16 protein-coding genes are annotated in these 20438 nt (G+C 71.5%); all 16 read left to right on the top strand.

Annotated elements, in window-relative coordinates; all coding sequences use genetic code 11:
- The first annotated feature begins 195 nt into the window (after nt 1–195).
- The 16 genes from pyrR to DA085_RS03205 all read left to right on the top strand — a co-directional run bounded on the left by pyrR (nt 196) and on the right by DA085_RS03205 (nt 20434).
- A complete protein-coding gene (gene pyrR, locus DA085_RS03280; protein WP_109471493.1) occupies nt 196–789 on the top strand; it encodes a bifunctional pyr operon transcriptional regulator/uracil phosphoribosyltransferase PyrR in 594 nt (197 codons plus the stop codon).
- A complete protein-coding gene (locus DA085_RS03275; RefSeq protein ID WP_109471492.1) occupies nt 786–1718 on the top strand; it encodes an aspartate carbamoyltransferase catalytic subunit in 933 nt (310 codons plus the stop codon). Before pyrR ends, DA085_RS03275 begins: the two co-directional genes overlap by 4 nt.
- Nucleotides 1715–3067: a dihydroorotase gene (locus tag DA085_RS03270; protein WP_109471491.1), complete on the top strand. Its 1353-nt coding sequence runs from the start codon at nt 1715–1717 to the stop codon at nt 3065–3067. Before DA085_RS03275 ends, DA085_RS03270 begins: the two co-directional genes overlap by 4 nt.
- Nucleotides 3064–4206 (top strand): glutamine-hydrolyzing carbamoyl-phosphate synthase small subunit, encoded by a 1143-nt coding sequence (gene carA / locus DA085_RS03265; protein WP_109471490.1) that lies wholly within the window; start codon nt 3064–3066, stop codon nt 4204–4206. The genes DA085_RS03270 and carA overlap by 4 nt, the downstream gene beginning before the upstream one ends.
- The gene (gene carB, locus DA085_RS03260; protein WP_109471489.1) at nt 4199–7540 is read left to right on the top strand and encodes a carbamoyl-phosphate synthase large subunit; all 3342 of its coding nucleotides are present in this window, start codon (nt 4199–4201) and stop codon (nt 7538–7540) included. Before carA ends, carB begins: the two co-directional genes overlap by 8 nt.
- A 30-nt stretch (nt 7541–7570) precedes the next feature.
- The gene (locus DA085_RS03255) at nt 7571–8356 is read left to right on the top strand and encodes an iron-sulfur cluster-binding protein (protein ID WP_109471488.1); all 786 of its coding nucleotides are present in this window, start codon (nt 7571–7573) and stop codon (nt 8354–8356) included.
- Between the two features lie 77 nt (nt 8357–8433).
- Complete coding sequence (locus tag DA085_RS03250; RefSeq protein ID WP_109471487.1) at nt 8434–9366, top strand: hypothetical protein; 933 nt, start codon at nt 8434–8436, stop codon at nt 9364–9366.
- Nucleotides 9356–10255 (top strand): orotidine-5'-phosphate decarboxylase, encoded by a 900-nt coding sequence (gene pyrF, locus DA085_RS03245; RefSeq protein ID WP_109471486.1) that lies wholly within the window; start codon nt 9356–9358, stop codon nt 10253–10255. Before DA085_RS03250 ends, pyrF begins: the two co-directional genes overlap by 11 nt.
- A 176-nt stretch (nt 10256–10431) precedes the next feature.
- Nucleotides 10432–10749: an integration host factor, actinobacterial type gene (mihF, locus tag DA085_RS03240; RefSeq protein WP_109471485.1), complete on the top strand. Its 318-nt coding sequence runs from the start codon at nt 10432–10434 to the stop codon at nt 10747–10749.
- Nucleotides 10750–10756: 7 nt separating this feature from the next.
- Nucleotides 10757–11446 (top strand): guanylate kinase, encoded by a 690-nt coding sequence (gene gmk / locus DA085_RS03235; protein ID WP_109471484.1) that lies wholly within the window; start codon nt 10757–10759, stop codon nt 11444–11446.
- 1 nt (nt 11447) lies between these two features.
- Nucleotides 11448–11711: a DNA-directed RNA polymerase subunit omega gene (gene rpoZ / locus DA085_RS03230; protein WP_109471483.1), complete on the top strand. Its 264-nt coding sequence runs from the start codon at nt 11448–11450 to the stop codon at nt 11709–11711.
- Between the two features lie 59 nt (nt 11712–11770).
- Nucleotides 11771–13099 (top strand): bifunctional phosphopantothenoylcysteine decarboxylase/phosphopantothenate synthase, encoded by a 1329-nt coding sequence (locus DA085_RS03225; RefSeq protein WP_109471482.1) that lies wholly within the window; start codon nt 11771–11773, stop codon nt 13097–13099.
- A 45-nt stretch (nt 13100–13144) separates the two neighbouring features.
- Complete coding sequence (metK, locus tag DA085_RS03220; RefSeq protein ID WP_109471481.1) at nt 13145–14359, top strand: methionine adenosyltransferase; 1215 nt, start codon at nt 13145–13147, stop codon at nt 14357–14359.
- 14 nt (nt 14360–14373) lie between these two features.
- Entirely contained in the window at nt 14374–16536 is a 2163-nt protein-coding gene (locus DA085_RS20860; RefSeq protein WP_154402081.1) for a primosomal protein N' family DNA-binding protein, read from the top strand.
- 291 nt (nt 16537–16827) lie between these two features.
- A complete protein-coding gene (locus DA085_RS03210) occupies nt 16828–18720 on the top strand; it encodes an ABC transporter substrate-binding protein (protein WP_237565274.1) in 1893 nt (630 codons plus the stop codon).
- 196 nt (nt 18721–18916) lie between these two features.
- A complete protein-coding gene (locus DA085_RS03205; protein ID WP_109471479.1) occupies nt 18917–20434 on the top strand; it encodes an ABC transporter permease in 1518 nt (505 codons plus the stop codon).
- Nucleotides 20435–20438: the final 4 nt, after the last annotated feature.

Genomic DNA, 20438 nt, shown 5'->3' with positions numbered 1-20438 from the left:
CCGGCGGTCGGGGCTGCAGACCCGGCCGTCCGGCACGAGCCCGCGCGCTCGTTGACACGATGGCGGTGCGCTCGGTCGGGATGGGGCCGCTGCCACCACCCCTGCGAAGAGTCACCTGGTGGGGATATAGGGTAGGGCCGACCAAACACACACGTCCTTTAATCACCGTCCTGTGAGGCGGGGAAGGAGTGGGCCATGTGCCCTGCCCGTGACCAGGCCCCTCAGAGGGCCACCGACGAGACCGGTGGACGGGTGGTGCTGGCCCAGGCCGAGATCGCCCGTGCGCTGCGCCGCATCGCCCACGAGATCCTCGAGGGCAACAAGGGGTCCGAGGGGCTCGTCCTCATGGGGATCCCGACCCGCGGCGTGCCGCTGGCCCGGCGACTGTCCGAGGCACTCCACGACGTCGAGGGCGTCGACATCCCGGTGGGGACCCTCGACATCACGATGTACCGCGACGACCTGCGCTCCCAGCCCGTCCGGGCCATGGAACGCAGTGAGGTGCCCGACGGCGGCGTCGACGGCAAGGTCGTGGTCCTCGTGGACGACGTGCTCTACTCCGGCCGCACCGTGCGGGCCGCCCTCGACAGCCTCGCCGACCTGGGCCGCCCCCGTGCCGTCCGGCTCGCCGTGCTGGTCGACCGCGGGCACCGCGAGCTGCCGATCCGTGCCGACTACGTCGGCAAGAACCTGCCGACCGCCCACGCCGAGCGGGTCTCGGTGCGGCTGGCGGAGTCCGACGGCGCGGACGAGGTCGTCATCTCGACTCCCGGGGGTGAGGGCCGGTGAAGCACCTGCTCTCGATCGCCGACCTGTCACGCGAGGAGATCCTGGAGATCCTCGACACCGCGGTCAGCATGCACGAGGTGCAGCACCGCGACGTCAAGAAGCTCCCGACCCTGCGCGGCCGCACCATCATCAACTTCTTCTTCGAGGACTCCACCCGCACCCGCAGCAGCTTCGAGATCGCCGGCAAGTGGCTGTCCGCCGACACGATCAACCTCACCGGCAAGGGCACCTCGGTCTCCAAGGGCGAGTCGCTGCGCGACACGGTGAAGACCATCGACGCGATGGGCGTCGACATGATGATCGTTCGTCACATGGCCTCCGGCGCGCCCGCCCAGATCGCGCAGTGGACGAGGTGCTCCATCGTCAACGCGGGTGACGGGACGCACGAGCACCCCAGCCAGGCCCTGCTCGACGCCTACACGATGCGGCAGCGCCTCGGTGACCTCGAGGGCAGGCACGTCGCGCTCGTCGGCGACCTGACCCACTCCCGGGTCTTCCGCTCCAACGTCCTGTGCCTGACCACCCTCGGCGCGAAGGTCACCCTCGTCGCCCCCGCGACGCTGATGCCGGCGGGCATCGGCCCCTGGGCAGCGCGTGAGGGCCTGGAGATCTCGCACGACCTGGACGCCGTCCTGCCCACCGTGGACGCGGTCATGATGCTGCGGGTCCAGCGTGAGCGGATGTCCGGTGGCTACTTCCCGACTGCAAGGGAGTATGCCGTCACGTACGGACTCACCAAGGACCGGTTGGGGCTCCTCCCGGACCACGCGGTGATCTGTCACCCCGGACCGATGAACCGTGGCCTGGAGATCTCCGGGGACGCGGCCGACGCCGCCCAGTCCCTGGTCCTGGACCAGGTCTCCGCCGGGGTGGCGGTCCGCATGTCGATCCTCTACCACCTGCTGTCCGGCGAAGGGAGCGCCGCATGAGCGCCGAGAACCGACCCACCACCGAGTCACACCATGCTGGCTCCCCACTACTGATCACCGGGGCCGACCTGGCCGGCGCCGGGACCGGCGACCTGCTGGTGGTCGACGGGCGGATCGTCGCGGCGGGCGCCGACGCCGCGGACGAGGCACCCAGCGGTGCCCAGCGCTACCACGCGGAGGGCCTGGTCGCCCTGCCGGGACTGGTGGACCTGCACACCCACCTGCGTGAGCCGGGGCGCGAGGACGCCGAGACGATCGAGACCGGCTCCCAGGCCGCGGCGGCCGGTGGCTACACCGCAGTCCTGGCCATGGCCAACACCACCCCGGTGACCGACACCGCGGAGGCCGCCGAGCGGATCGTCGACCTCGGACAGCGCGCCGGCTACGTCGACGTCCACCCGGTCGGTGCGGTCTCCAAGGGACTCGCCGGTGAGGAGCTGGCCGAGCTGGGTCTGATGGCCCGGTCCCGTGCCCGCGTCCGCGTCTTCTCCGACGACGGTCGCTGCGTGCACGACGCCCGCCTGATGCGCCGCGCCCTGGAGTACATCCGCTCCTTCGACGGGGTGATCTCCCAGCACTCCCAGGACCCGACGCTGGCCGGCGCCACCGCGTGCTGCCACGAGGGTGAGCTGTCGGGGCGCCTCGGCCTGCCCGGCTGGCCAGGAGTCGCCGAGGAGTCCATCGTGGCGCGGGACGTCATGCTGGCCCGGCACACCGGCTCCCGGGTGCACGTCGCCCACGTCTCGACCGCCGGCAGCGTGGAGGTGCTGCGCTGGGCGAAGGCCCAGGGCATCGACGTCACCGCCGAGGTGACGCCACACCACCTGCTCCTCACGACCGACCTGCTCAGCGGCTACGACCCGGTTTTCAAGGTCAACCCGCCCCTCCGGCCGCAGGAGGACGTGGAGGCGCTGCGTGAGGCCCTGGCCGACGGCACGATCGACATCGTCGCCACGGACCACGCGCCGCACGTCCGGCAGGACAAGGAACACGCCTTTGTCGATGCCGCCTTCGGCATGCTCGGGCTGGAGACCGCACTGTCGGTCGTCAGCACCGTCATGGTCACCGAGGGGCGGATGAGCTGGGCCGATGTGGCCCGCACCATGTCAACCGACCCGGCGCGCATCGCGCGCCTCACCGACCAGGGACAGGGACTCACTGTGGGCGCACCCGCCAACCTCACCCTCGTCGACCCCGACCGCACGGTCGTCGTCGACGCCGCCAACTCGAGGTCACTCTCGCGCAACAACCCGTGGCACGGGCGCCAGCTGACCGGCGGCATCCACCTGACCATGCTCCGCGGACGCGTCACGGCGCGCGAGGGCCTCGTGTGGGGAGCGGACCAGTGAGCAGCGGCACGCACGCCGTGCTCGTGCTGGAGGACGGCCGCGTCTTCGAGGGCGACTCCTACGGCGCCGTCGGCGAGACCGTCGGGGAGGCTGTCTTCTGCACCGGCATGACCGGCTACCAGGAGACGCTCACCGATCCGAGCTACCACCGTCAGGTGGTCGTGATGACCGCGCCGCACATCGGCAACACGGGCGTCAACGCCCACGACATGGAGAGCGCGCGGATCTGGGCGGCCGGCTTCGTCGTCCGTGACCCCGCGATCCGCCCGTCCAACTGGCGCTCGCAGGGAGACCTGCAGACGTCGCTGGCAGAGCACGGGGTCGTCGGCATCTCCGGCATCGACACCAGGGCCCTGACCCGGCACATCCGGGACCGTGGCGCCATGCGGGCCGGCATCTTCTCCGGGCCGCTCGCGCTCGAGCCGGTCCAGGCACTGCTGGCCAGGGTGCACGCCGCACCCCACATGACCGGGGCGGCGCTGGCCGCCGAGGTGAGCACCACCGAGGAGTATGTCGTGGAGCCGGTCGGTGAGCACCTGCTCACCGTCGCGGCGCTGGACCTGGGGATCAAGGGGACCACCCCGGCCCTGATGGCCGAGCGCGGCATCCGGGTGCACGTGCTCCCGGCGAGCACCGGTTTCGACCGGGTGCGCGAGCTGGCCCCGGACGGTGTCTTCTTCTCCAACGGCCCCGGTGACCCGGCGACCGCCGACAGCGAGATCGACCTGCTGCGCAGCGTGCTGGACGCGCGGATCCCGTTCTTCGGCATCTGCTTCGGCAACCAGCTGCTCGGGCGCGCGCTCGGCCTGGACACCTACAAGCTGCCCTTCGGCCACCGCGGGATGAACCAGCCCGTGCTGGACCGGGCGACCGGCAAGGTCGCCGTCACCAGCCACAACCACGGCTTCGCCATCGCCTGGCCCGGCGGGGACACCACCCAACCGGTCGACACGGCATACGGGCCGGTGCGGGTCTCCCACGTGGCGCTGAACGACGACGTCGTCGAGGGAGTCACCTGCTCGGACCTCCCGGCGTTCTCGGTGCAGTACCACCCGGAGGCTGCGGCCGGCCCGCACGACGCGGCCGACCTGTTCGACAGATTCGTGGGAATGATGCGAGAGGGACGCGAGAATGCCTAGGAACCCCGAGATCACGAGCGTCCTGGTGATCGGCTCGGGACCGATCGTCATCGGTCAGGCGGCCGAGTTCGACTACTCCGGCACGCAGGCCTGCCGCGTGCTGCGCGAGGAGGGCGTGCGGGTCATCCTGGTCAACTCCAACCCGGCGACCATCATGACCGACCCCGAGGTCGCCGACGCGACCTACGTCGAGCCGATCACCCCCGAGGTGGTCGAGACGATCATCGCCAAGGAGCGGCCCGACGCCGTGCTGGCCACCCTCGGTGGTCAGACGGCGCTCAACACCGCGATCGCCCTGCACGAGTCCGGGGTGCTGGAGCGCTACAACTGCCCGCTGATCGGCGCCAACGTCCGCGCGATCCAGCTCGGTGAGGACCGGCAGCAGTTCAAGGAGGTGGTCACCCGGTGCGGCGCCGAGAGCGCCCGCTCGGTCATCTGCCACACGATGGAGGAGGTCATGGCCGCCGCCGACGACCTCGGCTACCCGGTGGTCGTCCGGCCGTCCTTCACGATGGGCGGTCTCGGGTCCGGGTTCGGCTACGACGAGGAGTCGCTGCGCCTGATCGCCGGCGCGGGACTCCAGGACAGCCCGACCACCGAGGTGCTCCTGGAGGAGTCGATCATCGGCTGGAAGGAGTACGAGCTGGAGATCATGCGCGACCAGGCCGACAACGTCGTGGTCGTCTGCTCCATCGAGAACCTCGACCCGATGGGGGTCCACACCGGCGACTCGATCACTGTGGCCCCCGCGATGACCCTCACAGACCGCGAGTTCCAGCGGCTGCGCGACATCGCCATCGCGGTCATCCGCGAGGTCGGCGTCGACACCGGCGGGTGCAACATCCAGTTCGCGGTCAACCCCGTGGACGGCCGGATCATCGTCATCGAGATGAACCCCCGGGTGTCCCGGTCCTCCGCGCTGGCCTCGAAGGCCACCGGGTTCCCGATCGCCAAGATCGCGGCCCGGATGGCACTGGGCTACACCCTGGACGAGGTCCCCAACGACATCACCCGGGAGACGCCGGCGTCGTTCGAGCCGAGCCTGGACTACGTGGTGGTCAAGGTGCCGCGGTTCGCCTTCGAGAAGTTCCCCGCGGCCGACCCCACGCTGACGACCACGATGAAGTCGGTCGGTGAGGCCATGTCGATCGGCCGCAACTTCACCGAGGCGCTGCAGAAGGCGCTGCGCTCCGTCGAGCGCAAGGACTCGTCCTTCCACTGGCGGCCCGAGGAGGTGCCGACGGCCGCGATGGCCCAGTCACTGCTGGCCGAGGCGGCGACACCGACCGACGGCCGGCTCGTCCTCGTGCAGCAGGCCCTGCGCGGGGGTGCCACGGTCGAGGAGGCACACGAGGCCACCGGCATCGACCCGTGGTTCCTGGACCAGATCGTGCTCATCAACCAGATCGCCGAGGAGCTGGCGCAGGCCGGCGCCGGGCCCGCGGGCCGGGCGACCCCCCACCTGCTGCGGCGGGCCAAGCGGCACGGCTTCTCCGACGCCCAGATCGCCCAGATCGTCGGGCAGCCGGAGGCGGTGGTGCGCGGCGTCCGCCAGGCCCTGGGGGTGCGGCCCGTCTACAAGACCGTCGACACCTGCGCCGGCGAGTTCGTGGCCACCACGCCCTACCACTACTCCAGCTACGACTCGGAGACGGAGGTGGCCCCGCGCGAGAACCCGGCGGTCATCATCCTCGGGTCGGGGCCCAACCGCATCGGTCAGGGCATCGAGTTCGACTACTCCTGCGTGCACGCCTCCCTGGTGCTGCGGGAGCGTGGCTTCGACACGGTCATGGTCAACTGCAACCCGGAGACCGTCTCGACCGACTACGACACCTCCAGCCGGCTCTACTTCGAGCCGCTGACCCTCGAGGACGTCCTGGAGGTCGTCCACGCCGAGCGGGAGGCCGGCCCCGTCGCCGGTGTCATCGTGCAGCTGGGCGGACAGACACCGCTGGGTCTGGCTGCCGCGCTGAAGGCCGAGGGCGTGCCCATCGTCGGCACGTCACCGGAGGCGATCGACCTGGCCGAGGACCGCGGTGCCTTCGGCCGCGTGCTGCACGAGACAGGGCTGGTCGCACCCCGGCACGGCACCGCCTACTCCGCGGACGAGGCCCTGGAGGTGGCCCACGAGATCGGCTACCCGGTCCTGGTCCGTCCGTCCTACGTCCTGGGTGGACGGGGTATGGAGATCGTCTACGACGACGCGTCGCTGACCACCTACGTCACCCGGGCCACCACCGCCGCACCGGAGCACCCGGTGCTGGTCGACCGGTTCCTCGACGAGGCCATCGAGATCGACGTCGACGCCCTCTACGACGGTCGCGACCTCTACCTCGGCGGCATCATGGAGCACATCGAGGAGGCCGGGATCCACTCCGGCGACTCGGCGTGCGTCCTGCCCCCGATCACCCTGGGACGCGAGGAGATGACCAGGGTGCGCGAGGCCACCCACAAGCTCGCCGAGGCGATCGGCGTGCGCGGGCTCCTCAACGTGCAGTTCGCGCTGGCGCAGGACGTGCTGTACGTCCTCGAGGCCAACCCGCGCGCCAGCCGGACCGTGCCGTTCGTGGCCAAGGCCACCGGTGTCCAGCTGGCCCGTGCAGCCGCTCTGGTGATGCTGGGGTCGACCATCCAGGACCTGCGGGAGGAGGGCATCCTGCCGCGCCACCGCGACGGCGGCAACCTGCCCGACCACGCACCGGTCTCGGTCAAGGAGGCGATCCTGCCCTTCCGCCGGTTCCGGACCCAGACCGGTCAGGCGGTCGACTCCATCCTCGGCCCGGAGATGCGCTCCACCGGCGAGGTGATGGGCATCGCCGCCGACTACGGCACGGCGTTCGCCAAGAGCCAGCTGCGGGCCGGGTCGTCCCTGCCCCAGTCGGGGACCGTGTTCGTGTCGGTGTCCAACCGGGACAAGCGCTCGATGATCTTCCCGGTCAAGCGGCTGACCGACCTGGGGTTCACCGTGGTCGCCACCTCCGGCACGGCAGACGTGCTGCGGCGCAACGGGATCCCCGCCACCGTGGTGCGCAAGCACAGCCAGGGCCGCGGCCCCGACGGGGAGCCGACCATCGTGGAGATGATCGCCGCCGGGCAGATCGACATGGTCATCAACACCCCCTCCGGGCAGGACGCCCGGGCCGACGGCTACGCCATCCGCGCGGCGACGACCGGGCTGGACCGGCCGATCATCACGACCGTCCAGCAGCTGGGCGCCGCCGTCCTCGGCATCGAGGCGGCCGGAGTCGGACCGATGGGCGTGGCGTCACTGCAGGAGCACGCCGCCCAGCTCGACCTGTTCGGCCAGCCTCCCGTAGAGGCACCGTCGGCATGAGTCCAGCGTGAGCTCCACGGAGCGCCCGGGGTGAGTACGACGCAGCTGCGCCGGCGGGAGGGTGAGGTCGTCGCCAACCGTCCGCTCGGCGCCTACCGGCAGCTGTCGGTGGTGCTGCCTGCCCTCGGCGTGCCGGCGCGGCCGGGACAGTTCGTGGTGGCTCCGCCGGCGCGGGCGGACCAGGTCCTGCCGCGCACCTGGTGGGTCTCCGGAGAGCACACCGAGGCCGGGTTCGGCAGCACGCTCGAGCTGGTCGTCCCGGACACGGGCGTGCTCCCGGCGGCGGGGGAGGGCCTGGCCCTCACCGGCCCCGTCGGCCGAGGCTTCGGCCTGCCGACCACCCCGGTCACGGCCGTCGTTGCCGCGCACGGGGTGGCCGGCGCGGCCGGTCGCTGGCTGGGTGAGCGGCTGCGCACAGCGGGCTGCACCGTGCACCTCGTCTCGGTCGCGGACGACCCCGAGCAGCACGTGGACCTGGTCCGCGCGCGCCGGGGCGCGGACGGCGTCCACCTCACGGACCTGCGGGGGAGCGAGGACACGGTTGCCGCACTGGCGGGTTCCACGGGTGCCTCCGTGCTGTATGCCGTGGGGCCGGTCGACCTGTCCGCCACGGTGGCCCGGGTGGCCGCGGCGCTCGCTGTGGTGTCGCAGGTGACGGGTCTGGAGGCCGGCGCCAGCGGGCTGTGCGGCTACGGGCTCTGCGGAACGTGCGACCTGCCCCTGGTGACGGGCCGGCGCCGTGGCACCCGGGTCCGGCCGTGCGTCGACGGGCCCGTGCTGCGTGGTGACCTGGTGGACTGGGCGGGCCACCCGTGACGGGCGACGACCGTGTCACCTTCTGGCAGGAGGCCCGATGAGCTGGCAGGGGGCCCGATGAGCTGGCAGGGGGCCCGATGAGCACGTGGGTGCCACGCGTCACGCCGGCCGCGGGCTGCGCAGGCAGTGGCCGTGAGCTCGCCCGGTTCGGCGACCTCGCCGTCCTGGACGCCGTCCTGCTCGGACCGGTCGGGCTGCCCGGTGGCGCCGCCCCACGGTCGACCCTCGCCCCGTCGCCCTCCGGGCTGGTGCACCGCCAGGCTCCTGTCCTGCCGGTCGACCACGTGGTGGATGACCTGCTGCCGTGGTTCCGCGCCCGTGGTCTGCGCGTGGTCTGTGCCGTGCGCGGGAGCACGGTGGGGGCCGTCTCCGACACGCTCCAACGGCTCAGACGCTCCCTGGACTTCGCCACCGTCGTCGGCGTGGAGATCGATCTGGCAGCCGGGCGCGAGGAGACCAGACCGGCCATCGGGGGCCTGACGAGCGCCGACCCGGTGGGGTCCTGGTCCGCGGACCCGCAGGCGTGCCTGAAGCTGCTCGCCGCGGCCCGCGAGCGGCTCCCGCGGGACCTCCTGCTGCAGGCCAAGCTGGGCGGGGAGTGCCCCCAGCCCGTCGCCGCCGCCCGCGCCGCCGTCGGTGGTGGCGCCCGTGCCCTCGTGCTGAGCGGCGCGGTGCCCGCCCTGACGGCGGACCAGTTCCTCGTCGGCCCGGCCGTCGCACCAGTCACCCTGGGCCTGGTGACCACCCTGCGGGCCGCCATCGCCGCCGGACGGGTCCCCGACGTGCCGCTCGTGGCGGTCGGCGGACTGCACGACCGGGCCGGGGCACTGGCCGCCCACAGTGCCGGAGCGGCCGGCATCCAGGTGGGGTCCGGCATACTCAGCGATCCCGAGACCCTGTGGCGCGTCCACGACGCCCTGGCCGATGCGCCGCCACCCACCCGCGACGCCACCGCTCATCGCACCGGCGCAACGACACCCGACGAGGCAGGAGACCACGATGGACACTGACCCGGCCCGGCCCACCACGAGGACCACGGGGGAGTCGGCAGACCCGACCGGGCGTCCCCGGTTCGGACCCCGCCTGCTCGCCGCGATGGAGACCCACGGACCGCTGTGCGTGGGCATCGACCCGCATCCGGAGCTGCTCGGGCAGTGGGGGCTGCCCGACAGTCCCGACGGGCTGGCCCGGTTCAGCGACGCGGTGCTGGAGGCCGTCGCGGGACGCGTGGCGGCCGTCAAGCCGCAGTCCGCCTTCTTCGAGCGGCACGGGTCGGCGGGTGTCGCGGTCCTGGAGAGGCTCCTGGCCGACCTGCGCTCCAGCGGCACCCTCAGCGTGCTCGACGCCAAGCGGGGCGACATCGGCTCCACGATGCGGGCCTACGCCGAGGCCTACCTGGAGGACCGCTCTCCGCTGGCAGCGGACGCTCTCACCGTGACGCCGTACCTCGGTCCGGGCGCCCTGACCCCGGCGGTCGACCTGGCGCGGGAGACCGGTCGCGGCCTGTTCGTGCTGGTGCTCACCTCGAACCCGGAGGCAGCGGCCATCCAGCACGTGGGGCAGCCGTCCGTGGCGCGGGCGGTCGTCGACGAGCTGGTGCGGCTCAACGCCGGCCTCGAGCCGGTCGGGGACGTGGGTCTGGTCGTCGGGGCGACCGTCGGCGACACGCCGCAACGCCTCGGCATCGACCTGGCGGCCGCAGGCGGGATCGTGCTCGCTCCGGGGGTGGGGGCCCAGGGCGCGACCCCCGACGACCTGGCCCGGACCTTCGCCGGGTTGGAGCGGCGCGTCCTGGTGCCGGTGAGTCGGGGTATCCTCTCCGCCGGACCCGTCCCGGCGCGGATCCGGGAGTCAGCGGCTACGTTGACCTCGGAGCTGACCTCGAGGTTGTGGAGCTGACCCGGGGTTGGCAGGCTGTACCCATGCCGTGAGGTTCGCGGGGAGGCACGGAGGGCGCCGGACGGCGACCACCCTCCCTGCGACGGCGACACGGGCACAGGGCAGGATGACGACAGCGCACCGCGGCGCAGTCGTCAGGTAAGACGACACTGACGAAGACCGACAAAGGAGCAACCGTGGCACTTCCCCAGCTGACACCTGAGCAGCGAGCCGAGGCCCTCGCCAAGGCAGCGGTCGCGCGCCGTGAGCGCGCCGCGGTCAAGAACCGCCTGAAGAACGCCCAGGGCTCACTGTCCGATGTCCTTGCCGAGGGCAAGGAGAGCGACATCGTGGGCAAGATGAAGGTGTCGGCGCTGCTGGAGTCGATGCCCGGGGTGGGCCGGGTGCGCGCCCGCCAGATCATGGAGACCGTCGGCATCTCCGAGAGCCGCCGGGTGCGTGGTCTGGGTGCCAACCAGACCCGGGACCTGCTCGAGTACTTCAACCAGGGTTGATCGGCCCTTGACACGCGCCCCGGAGGGCACGGGGCACCCGGACGACAGCACGGGGCACCCGGCCACTGCGCCACGCCTCGTCGTCCTGGCCGGACCCACAGCGGTCGGCAAGGGGACCGTCGCCGCCTATGTGCGGCGCCACCACCCCTCGGTCTGGCTGTCGGTTTCGATGACGACCCGGCAGCCACGGCCGGGCGAGGTCGACGGCGTGCACTACCACTTCGTCGACGACCAGGAGTTCGAGCGCCTGCGGGAGGCGGGGGAGTTCCTCGAGTGGGCCGTGGTCCACGGCCGCGCAAAGTACGGCACACCGCGCGGCCCGGTCGAGCGGACCCTGGCCCAGGGCCGACCGGCGCTCTTGGAGATCGACCTCGCCGGTGCCCGCCAGGTGCGCGAGGTCATGCCGGATGCGTTCTTCGTGTTCCTGGCACCGCCCTCGTGGGACGATCTCGTGGACCGGCTCATCGGCCGGGGGACCGAGAGCAGGGCCGAGCAGGAGATCCGGCTGGCGACCGCCCGCACCGAGCTGGCCGCCGCCCCCGAGTTCGACGTGCAGATCGTGAACGACGACGTTTCGCGCGCAGGCGAGGAACTCGTATCATTGATGTTTGATCCCCGCAGCCCCGACACCGACGAGGCGTCCGACCCGGATGCCACCGGACCGGGGCCGCGCACCGAGACGACGAGGACACCCTGACGTGATTGGCACAATCGCCCACCCGGACGGCATCACCAACCCGCCCATCGACGACCTGCTGCAGCGGGCGGACTCCAAGTACGCGCTGGTGATCTACTCCGCCAAGCGCGCCCGCCAGATCAACGCCTACTACTCCCAGCTCTCCGAGGGACTGCTGGAGTATGTCGGGCCGCTGGTCGAGTCCGAGATGACCGACAAGCCCCTGTCGATCGCCCTGCACGAGATCAACCAGGGCAAGCTGCACACCAGCAGCCCGGAGAGCTGAGCCCAGACCGAGCCCGAGCCTGACCGCCGCCCGCACCTGCCGCAGGGGAGACGATCCGCATGAGAGTCGTGTTGGGGGTGAGCGGCGGCATCGCGGCCTACAAGGCGGCCCTGCTGCTGCGCCTGCTCACCGAGGCCGGTCACGAGGTGACCGTCGTCCCGACCGCGGCCGCGCTGCGGTTCGTCGGTGAGCCGACGTGGGCAGCGCTCTCCGGACGCCCGGTGGCCACCGACGTCTGGACCTCGGTCCACGACGTGCCGCACGTGCGGCTGGGGCAGGAGGCCGACCTGGTGGTGGTCGCGCCCGCCACAGCCGACCTGCTCGCGCGCGCGGCCCACGGGCAGGCCGACGACCTGCTCACCAACACTCTGCTCACCGCACGGTGCCCGGTGCTGATGGCACCCGCGATGCACACAGAGATGTGGTCGCACCCCGCCACCCGGGCCAACGTCGCCCTCCTGAGAGAGCGGGGCGTGAGTGTCCTCGAACCGGCCTCCGGTCGGCTCACCGGTGCTGACACCGGCCCCGGGCGGTTGCCCGAGCCCGAGGAGATCCTCGACGCGGCCCTGTCCCTGGTCGCCGGTGAGGACCGCTCGTCCGCGGTGGACACCGCAGCACGGCCCGACGGGCTCGAGGACGGCGGGGTCTCCCCGGCGGAGGCCGCCGCGGCACAAGGCAGCCTGCTGGGCCGCCACGTCGTCGTGAGCGCCGGCGGGACACGGGAACCGCTGGACCCGGTCCGTTTCCTGGGCAACCGGTCGTCCGGCAAGCAGGGCTACGCCCTGGCGGAGGTGGCCGCCGCCCGCGGGGCACGAGTCACCCTGGTCTCGGCCAACGCCGCCCTTCCCGCGCCACCGGGGGTCGACGTGGTCGGTGTGGAGACCGCCCTCGAGCTGCAGGAGGCCGTGCGGGCTGCCGTGCCCGGGGCCGATGTCGTGGTGATGGCCGCAGCCGTGGCGGACTTCCGCCCGCGCGACTACCAGGGCAGCAAGATCAAGAAGACCCACGGGCCGGGTCAGGAGGCGTCCGCCCCGACCATCGAGCTGGTGCGCAACCCGGACATCCTGGCCGGTCTCGTCGCCGAGCGCGGCGACGACCCTGCGCCGCTCATCGTCGGGTTCGCCGCGGAGACGGGGGACGACACCGGCGACGTCCTGACCCACGCGCGGGCCAAGCTGGAGCGCAAGGGCTGCGACCTCCTCGTGGCCAACGAGGTCGGGCGTGATGTGACCTTCGGCAAGGACGACACCCTGGTGCACCTGCTGCGCCCGGGCACGGACGAGACGCGCACCGTCGGGCCCGCCACCAAGGTGGCCGTGGCCGGGGCGGTCTGGGACGAGGTCGGGCAGCTGCTGAGCGCCCGGCCCCACGTCGGCGCCGGCCGATAGACTGCGCCGAGTTCCGCCCCAGCCCAGCCCCGAGGAGACAGTTACGTGGCACGTCTATTCACCTCCGAGTCCGTCACCGAGGGCCACCCGGACAAGATCTGTGACCAGATCAGTGACGGCATCCTCGACGAGTTGCTGCGCCAGGACGCCGAGTCCCGGGTGGCCGTCGAGACACTGGTGACGACCGGCCTCGTGCACGTGGCCGGGGAGGTGCGCACCTCGGGCTACGCGGACATCCCGAGCATCGTGCGGGAGACGATCCTCGGGATCGGCTACGACAACTCGCACAAGGGTTTCGACGGCCGCACCTGCGGTGTGGAGGTCTCCATCGGCGGGCAGTCCGTGGACATCGCCGCCGGTGTCGACACCGCCTACGAGCAGCGTGAGAACGCCTCGGCCGACGCCTACGACATGCTGGGCGCCGGTGACCAGGGCCTGATGTTCGGCTATGCCTGCAACGACACCCCGGAGCTCATGCCCCTGCCGATCTGGCTGGCACACCGGCTGGCCGAGCAGCTCACCCTGGTCCGCAAGACCGACGAGCTGGACTACCTGCGGCCCGACGGCAAGACCCAGGTCACCATCGAGTACGACGGCGACCGCGCGGTCCGGCTCGACACCGTCGTGCTGTCCACCCAGCACGCCGAGGGCATCGGCCTGCGCGACCAGCTGGAGCCGGACATCCGGTCCCGGGTGATCGAGCCGGTCCTGCAGCGCGCCCGCGACAACGGTCTCCAGCTGGACACCCGCAACCACCGGCTCCTGGTCAACCCGACCGGCAAGTTCGTGATCGGCGGCCCGATGGGCGACGCCGGCCTGACCGGGCGCAAGATCATCGTGGACACCTACGGCGGCATGGCGCGGCACGGTGGTGGGGCCTTCTCGGGCAAGGACCCGTCCAAGGTCGACCGGTCCGCGGCCTACGCGATGCGCTGGGTCGCCAAGAACGTCGTCGCCGCCGGGCTGGCCGGGCGCTGCGAGATCCAGGTCGCCTACGCCATCGGTGCCGCCACCCCGGTCGGTCTCTACGTCGAGACGTTCGGCACGGAGACCCAGCCGGTCGAGCGCATCCAGGACGCGATCACCAAGGTCTTCGACCTGCGCCCGGCGGCGATCGTGGAGGAGCTGGACCTGTTGCGTCCGATCTACCAGGCGACCGCCGCCTACGGCCACTTCGGTCGGACGGTGGCGGAGGGCGTCGACCGCCCGTTCACCTGGGAGGAGACCAACCGGATCGAGGACCTCCAGGCAGCCGTCTGAGCGTGGCCCCGGCCGTGCCAGAGGACAGGGAGGAGCAGCCGACCCTCGCGGGGCTCACCGTGCCGGTGGCGACGCCACCCCGGCAGTCGGGTGCACCCGAGCGGGATCGTGCGACGGTCGACCCGGTCGCCGAGGTGGTTGTCGACAGTCACCTGGCGCATCTCGACCGGCCCTTCGAGTATGCCGTCCCGGCCGACCTCGACACGGTCGCCCGAGCGGGGGTCCGGGTCCGGGTCCGGTTCGCCGGCCGTGCGGTGGACGGCTTCCTGCTCGCCCGCAAGGCGGAGGCGGAGCACCCCGGTCGTCTCGCGCCGCTGCTCAAGGTCGTCTCGGACGAGGTGGTCCTCACACCGCACCTGGCGCAGCTGTGTCGCGGGGTCGCGGACCACTACGGCGGGACGATGGCGGCCGTCCTCCGACTGGCCATCCCGCCCCGTCACGCCCGGGCCGAGAAGGCCCTGTCGGTTGCCGCAGCTCCGGGTAGCGCGGCCCCGAGCGCCTCGACCCGCCGCACGACGGCTACCTCACCGACATGCGCGGCCAGCCCGAGGGCGGACGCGCCGTCGGTGGCGGTCACAGGACCCGGTGCGCCAGAGGCCTGGGGGCCGTATCCGGCCGGGGCGGCGCTGCTCCGGCGGCTCGCTGCCGGCGACTCCCCGGCTGCGGCGTGGACCGCAGTGCCGGATGCAGGGGCGCCGAGCGGATGGCCCGCTGCGCTGGCGTGCGCGGTCGCCGCAGTGCACGCGTCCGGTCGCGGCAGTGTCGTCGTCCTCCCGGACCACCGTGACATCGACAGGGCGGCCGCGGCCCTCGACCTGGCCCTCGGCCCCGACAGCTATGTCCGTCTCACCGCCGACCTCGGTCCGGAGCAGCGTTACACCGCGTGGCTCCGGGCGCTCCGGGGGCACGCCCGGGTGGTCCTCGGCTCGCGTTCGGCCGCCTTCGCACCGGTGCACGACCTGGGCCTGGTCGCCTGGTGGGACGACGGCGACGACAACCTGCAGGAGCCGCGGGCTCCCTACCCGCACGTGCGCGAGATCCTGCGCCGCCGCGCAGAGCTGTGTGGTGCCGGGCTCCTCGTGGGCGGTTACGCGCGGACCCCGCAGGTCCAGCAGTGGATCGACCACGACCGCCTCCCGGTGGTGCGCGCGTCCTCCACGGAGCTCGCCGCCCGCACCCCGCGCGTCGTCGTGGCGGGCGAGGGGCACCAGGGAGCCCGGGACGCCGCAGCCTCGGCCGCACGCCTGCCCAGCGTCGCCTGGCGGGCCGTCAAGGACGGGCTGCTGACCGGGCCGGTGCTCGTGCAGGTGCCGCGGCGCGGCTATCTCGTCGCGCTGAGCTGCGACCACTGCCGGACGCCGGTGCGGTGTGCCACCTGCGCAGGGCCGCTCCAGGTGCGGTCAGGTAACGCGGTGCCCACCTGCGGATGGTGCGGCCGGGCCGACGGTGGTCAGCCCTGTCGGGAGTGCGGGAGCACCCAGCGACGGTCGCGCATCGTGGGGGAGGAGCGCACGGCCGAGGAGATCGGGCGTGCCTTCCCCGGGGCCCGGGTCATCGTGTCCAGGGCGGGGCAGGTGCTCGGCTCGGTGCCGGACCAGCCGGCCGTGGTGGTGGCGACACCCGGTGCGGAGCCGGTGGCCACGGGCGGCTACGCCGCCGCGCTGTTGCTGGACGGCTGGGCACTGCTCGACCGTGGCGGCCTGGACTCCGGTGTGGAGGCGCTGCGGCGGTGGACCGCTGCCGCAGCCCTGACCATCCCGGGTGCCCCGGTGGTCCTGGCCGGGGTTCCTCCGCACGCCGGCCTGCCGGCCGTGGAGGCGCTCGTGCGCTGGGACGCCGCCTGGCTCGCTGCCCGCGAGCTGCAGGACCGCGAGGCCCTCGGACTACCACCGGTCCGCAGGACCGCGACGGTCACCGGGGAGGCACAGGCCGTCACGGAGGCCGCCGACGACCTGACGGCGGCTGCGGAGGAGGCAGGGGTCGAGGTGCTCGGGCCGCTGCCCGTCGCGGCGGCCCGGGGCGAGGGCACCCTGCTCCGGCTGGTGGTCCGGGAGCAGCTGCCCCGCGCGTCGGCGACGCTGCCACGGCTCCTGCGGGACCTGCGGGCGGCACGCAGCCTGCGCAAGCAGGCCGGGGAGCTGATCGTGCGACTCGACCCCCCGGACCTGGACCTGTGACGGGTCCCCCGACCCGTGGTGCGGTCGGCACGGACAGGATGTGGCGAGCGTCCCCTCCGGGGACGGGTTCTGGTCCCTGACGGGGGGTGGACCGGGGTTGAGTATCAACTCGGTAACGATCGGGTCACCAAGCGGCGACATGTGTTGGTAAACCCCCGGTGGAGTGCATACCTTGGCTCTCGCATACCCCCCGGCGCGTTGCAGGCCGTCGGGTCCCGGCCATGGGGGCCGGCACCTGCCTGCGGATGTGTCCGCTCAATAGGAGGAACATTGAAGATCAGGCGCACAACCATGGCGATTGTGGCCGCGGGAGCCCTGGTGCTGTCCGCTTGCACGTCCGGCACCAGCGAGGATGACCCGACCAACGAGGACGGCCAGGGCACCGAGGCTGAGGGCGACGGCGAGGGCACCGCTGCCCCCGGTGATGATGACGCGGAGACCACCTCTGAGGGTGGCGAAGCGGGCGGCGAGGGTCAGACCTCCAAGCCCGACCTGGGTGACATCACCACCAAGGACGACAACATCTTCTACTCGGTCGGCGCGGACGAGTGGGCCGGTCTGAACGCGAACACCACGGAGACCAACTCGGTCTACAACCAGGTCGTCTCCGGGCGACTGGGCTCGAGCTTCTGGTACTACGGCACCGACGGCACCATCTACCCCGACACCGACTTCGGCACCTACAAGGTCACCAGCGAGGACCCGCTGACCGTCGAGTACACCATCTCGGACGAGGCTGTCTGGGAGGACGGCACGCCGATCACGTACAACGACTTCCTGTTCGACTGGGCCGCCAACAACCCGCCGAGCATCTTCGGTGAGCCGCCGGCCGAGGACGACCCTGCCGCTGAGGACTTCGTCCCGGCGTTCAACAACGTCGCCTCCGACTGGGGCATCTACGTCCCCGAGGGCCCGCAGGGCGAGCTCGACGGCAAGACCTTCACCATCGAGTACCCCGAGCCCTACCCGGACTACACCCTCATGGTCGGCGGTGCGCTCCCGGCGCACGTCGCGGCCGAGCAGAGCGGCATGACCCCGGAGGAGCTCGTCACGGCGATCCAGGAGGGCGATGCCGAGGCGATCATGCCGGCGGCCGAGTTCTGGAACACCGGCTGGCTGTCCCCGGACAAGACCCTGCCGGACCCGATGATCGCCCAGTCCAGCGGTCCCTACACCATCGACGCCGCCAAGGGCGCCGAGTGGAGCCAGGGCGAGTACATCACCCTCGGCCCCAACGACAAGTACTGGGGCCCGCCGCCCGCCACGTCGAACCTGACGTTCCGCTTCGCGGCCCCCGAGACGCACGTCCAGGCCCTGAGCAACGGTGACCTCAACATCATCGAGCCGCAGGCCACCGTGGACACCGTCCAGCAGATCGAGGCCCTGGGTGACTCCGTCACCATGGAGACCGGCGAGTCGATGACGTTCGAGCACCTCGACTTCAACTTCGCCGAGGGCAGCCCGTGGCACGAGGACAACGGTGGCCTGGCCGCCCGCGAGGCGTTCGCCCTGTGTGTCCCGCGTCAGCAGATCGTCGACAACCTGATCAAGCCGATCACCGAGGACGCGGTGGTGATGAACTCCCGTGAGGTCTTCCCCTTCCAGGAGGGCTACGAGGAGCACGTCGCCGCGATCTACGACGGGCGCTACGACCAGGTCGACCTCGAGGCCGCCAAGGCGAAGTTCGAGGAGTCCGGCCTGGAGGAGGGCACCGAGATCCGCATCGGCTACGGCGCGGGCAACCAGCGTCGCGTCAACGAGGTCGCGCTGATCAAGGCCTCCTGTGACCAGGTCGGCTTCAACATCGTCGACGCCAGCGCCCCGGGTCTGGGTGACGTCCTGTCCTCCGGTGACTGGGAGATCGCGCTGTTCGCCTGGGCCGGTTCCGGCACGGTGACCGGGTCCGCGTTCTGGTACGAGAGCGACGGCGCCGGCAACTACGGTGGCTGGGTCAACGAGGCTGCTGACGCGGCCTGGGAGACCATCTCCACGACCCTCGACGAGGAGGTGCAGAAGGAGCAGCTGGCCATCGTCGAGACCGAGGCATGGAACACCCTGCACAGCATCCCGGTGTTCGCGCACCCGGGTGTCATCGCCTACGACTCGACCCTGGACAACGTGATCCACAACTCGAGCCAGACCGGTGTGGCCTGGAACGCGGAGCAGTGGGTCCGCACCGAGTGATCTGCTGATCGCGGGCCGGGCACACCGGCCATAGCCGCATCACACCGCTGTCGCCAGCAAACCGGTGGGGCGGGACCCAGGTCCCGCCCCACCGGTCCGTCCGGCGCCGGTCTGGCAGCGTGACACGTCCCGCCCGGAGCGTTACGCTCACAGCACCCGAGGCGACGGCACCGTCCAGTTCTTGAAGGGAATTCCCGTGCTCCGTTTCATCCTGCGCAGGTTGGGGATCTCAGCCCTGATCCTCGTGCTCGGATCTGTCTTCCTGTTCTTCATCACCGTCTTCTCCGGTGACCCGTTGGAGGACCTCCGGGAGAGTCGCGACCGCAACCGCGAGCAGCTCATGGAAGCGCGCATTCGCAACATGAACCTGAACGATCCGTGGTACGTCCGCTACTGGACGTGGGCCGTCGGGGTCGGCAAGTGCATCACCCTCAACTGCGACCTGGGCACCGACTCGCGCGGCTCCGACATCAACACCGCGCTGGTGAACGCCGCCGGGAGCACGCTGCGTCTGGTGACCCTCGCGACGGTGCTGGCCATCATCATCGGCATCACCATGGGCATCCTGGCCGCCATCCGCCAGTACTCCGGGTTCGACTACATCGTCACCTTCGCCGCCTTCCTCTTCTTCTCCCTCCCGGTCTTCTGGGTGGCCGTCCTGCTCAAGGAGTACGGCGCCATCCGGTTCAACAACTGGATCGCTGATCCCTCGGTCTCCCTGACAGCGGCGATCATCATCGGACTGCTGTTCGGGCTGGTGCTCGCCTCCCTCCTCGGCGGTGACCTGCGGCGCAAGCTGCTGACCTTTGCCGTGGCCGGGCTCGTCGCCTTCGGTGCGATCACGTACTTCGACATGGTCAGCTGGTGGCGCCAGCCCGCCCTCGGCCTGGGCCTCATCATCCTCGTGGCACTCGGGGCCGGGGTCCTGCTGACCTACCTGACCGTGGGACGGACCAACCGCAAGATCTTCTACGCCGCGCTCACCACCATCGTCGCGGGCGTCATCGGCACCTTCGTGTTCGGCGGCTGGATCACCGAACCGACCTACCCGCTGCTGCTGCTGATGTTCGCCATCAGCATCGTGTCCGCGATCGTCATCGGCTGGTTCTGGGGCGGCTGGGACAAGCGCATCGCGATCTGGGTCTCGATCGGGACGGCCGTCGCCTTCGGTCTGGCCACCATCCTCGACCAGCTGCTCCGCAACTGGGGGCCGTTCCTCGAGCGCAAGCCCCGCCCGATCTCCACGATCGGCTCCGGCTCGCCCAACTTCGAGGGACCGTTCTGGACGGGCGTGTGGGACTGGGGGGTGCAGCTCATCCTCCCCACGGTCGTGCTGACCGTGATCTCCCTGGCCAGCTACAGCCGCTACACCCGCGCGTCGATGCTGGAGACGATCCGACAGGACTACGTGCGGACCGCCCGCTCCAAGGGCCTCTCGGAGCGCGTCGTGATCACCAAGCACGCGCTGCGCAACGCGCTCATCCCGATCACCACGATCGTGGCCTTCGACTTCGCGGGCCTGATCGGTGGCGCGGTCGTGACCGAGACAGTGTTCGGCTGGAAAGGCATGGGGGCGCTCTTCCAGGAAGGACTGACCCGGGTCGATCCGGGGCCGGTCATGGCGTTCTACCTGGTGACCGGCACGGCCGCGGTCCTGATGAACATGATCGCGGACATCGCCTACGCCTTCCTCGACCCGCGGATCCGGACATGAGCTG

Origin of the sequence: Ornithinimicrobium cavernae, from assembly GCF_003121625.1 — a bacterium.
Lineage (GTDB): Bacteria > Actinomycetota > Actinomycetes > Actinomycetales > Dermatophilaceae > Ornithinicoccus > Ornithinicoccus cavernae.
Note: the sequence above shows the minus strand (reverse complement) of the source record. Positions and strands in the feature narration are given on the sequence as shown.

Bases quoted from the DNA above. Each gene is read 5' to 3' on its own strand.
- DA085_RS03225 (WP_109471482.1), top strand. From the start codon at position 11,771: ATGAGAGTCGTGTTGGGGGTGAGCGGCGGCATCGCGGCCTACAAGGCG.
- carB (WP_109471489.1), top strand. From the start codon at position 4,199: ATGCCTAGGAACCCCGAGATCACGAGCGTCCTGGTGATCGGCTCGGGA.
- DA085_RS03270 (WP_109471491.1), top strand. From the start codon at position 1,715: ATGAGCGCCGAGAACCGACCCACCACCGAGTCACACCATGCTGGCTCC.
- pyrR (WP_109471493.1), top strand. From the start codon at position 196: ATGTGCCCTGCCCGTGACCAGGCCCCTCAGAGGGCCACCGACGAGACC.
- pyrF (WP_109471486.1), top strand. From the start codon at position 9,356: ATGGACACTGACCCGGCCCGGCCCACCACGAGGACCACGGGGGAGTCG.
- DA085_RS03210 (WP_237565274.1), top strand. From the start codon at position 16,828: ATGGCGATTGTGGCCGCGGGAGCCCTGGTGCTGTCCGCTTGCACGTCC.
- DA085_RS03250 (WP_109471487.1), top strand. From the start codon at position 8,434: ATGAGCACGTGGGTGCCACGCGTCACGCCGGCCGCGGGCTGCGCAGGC.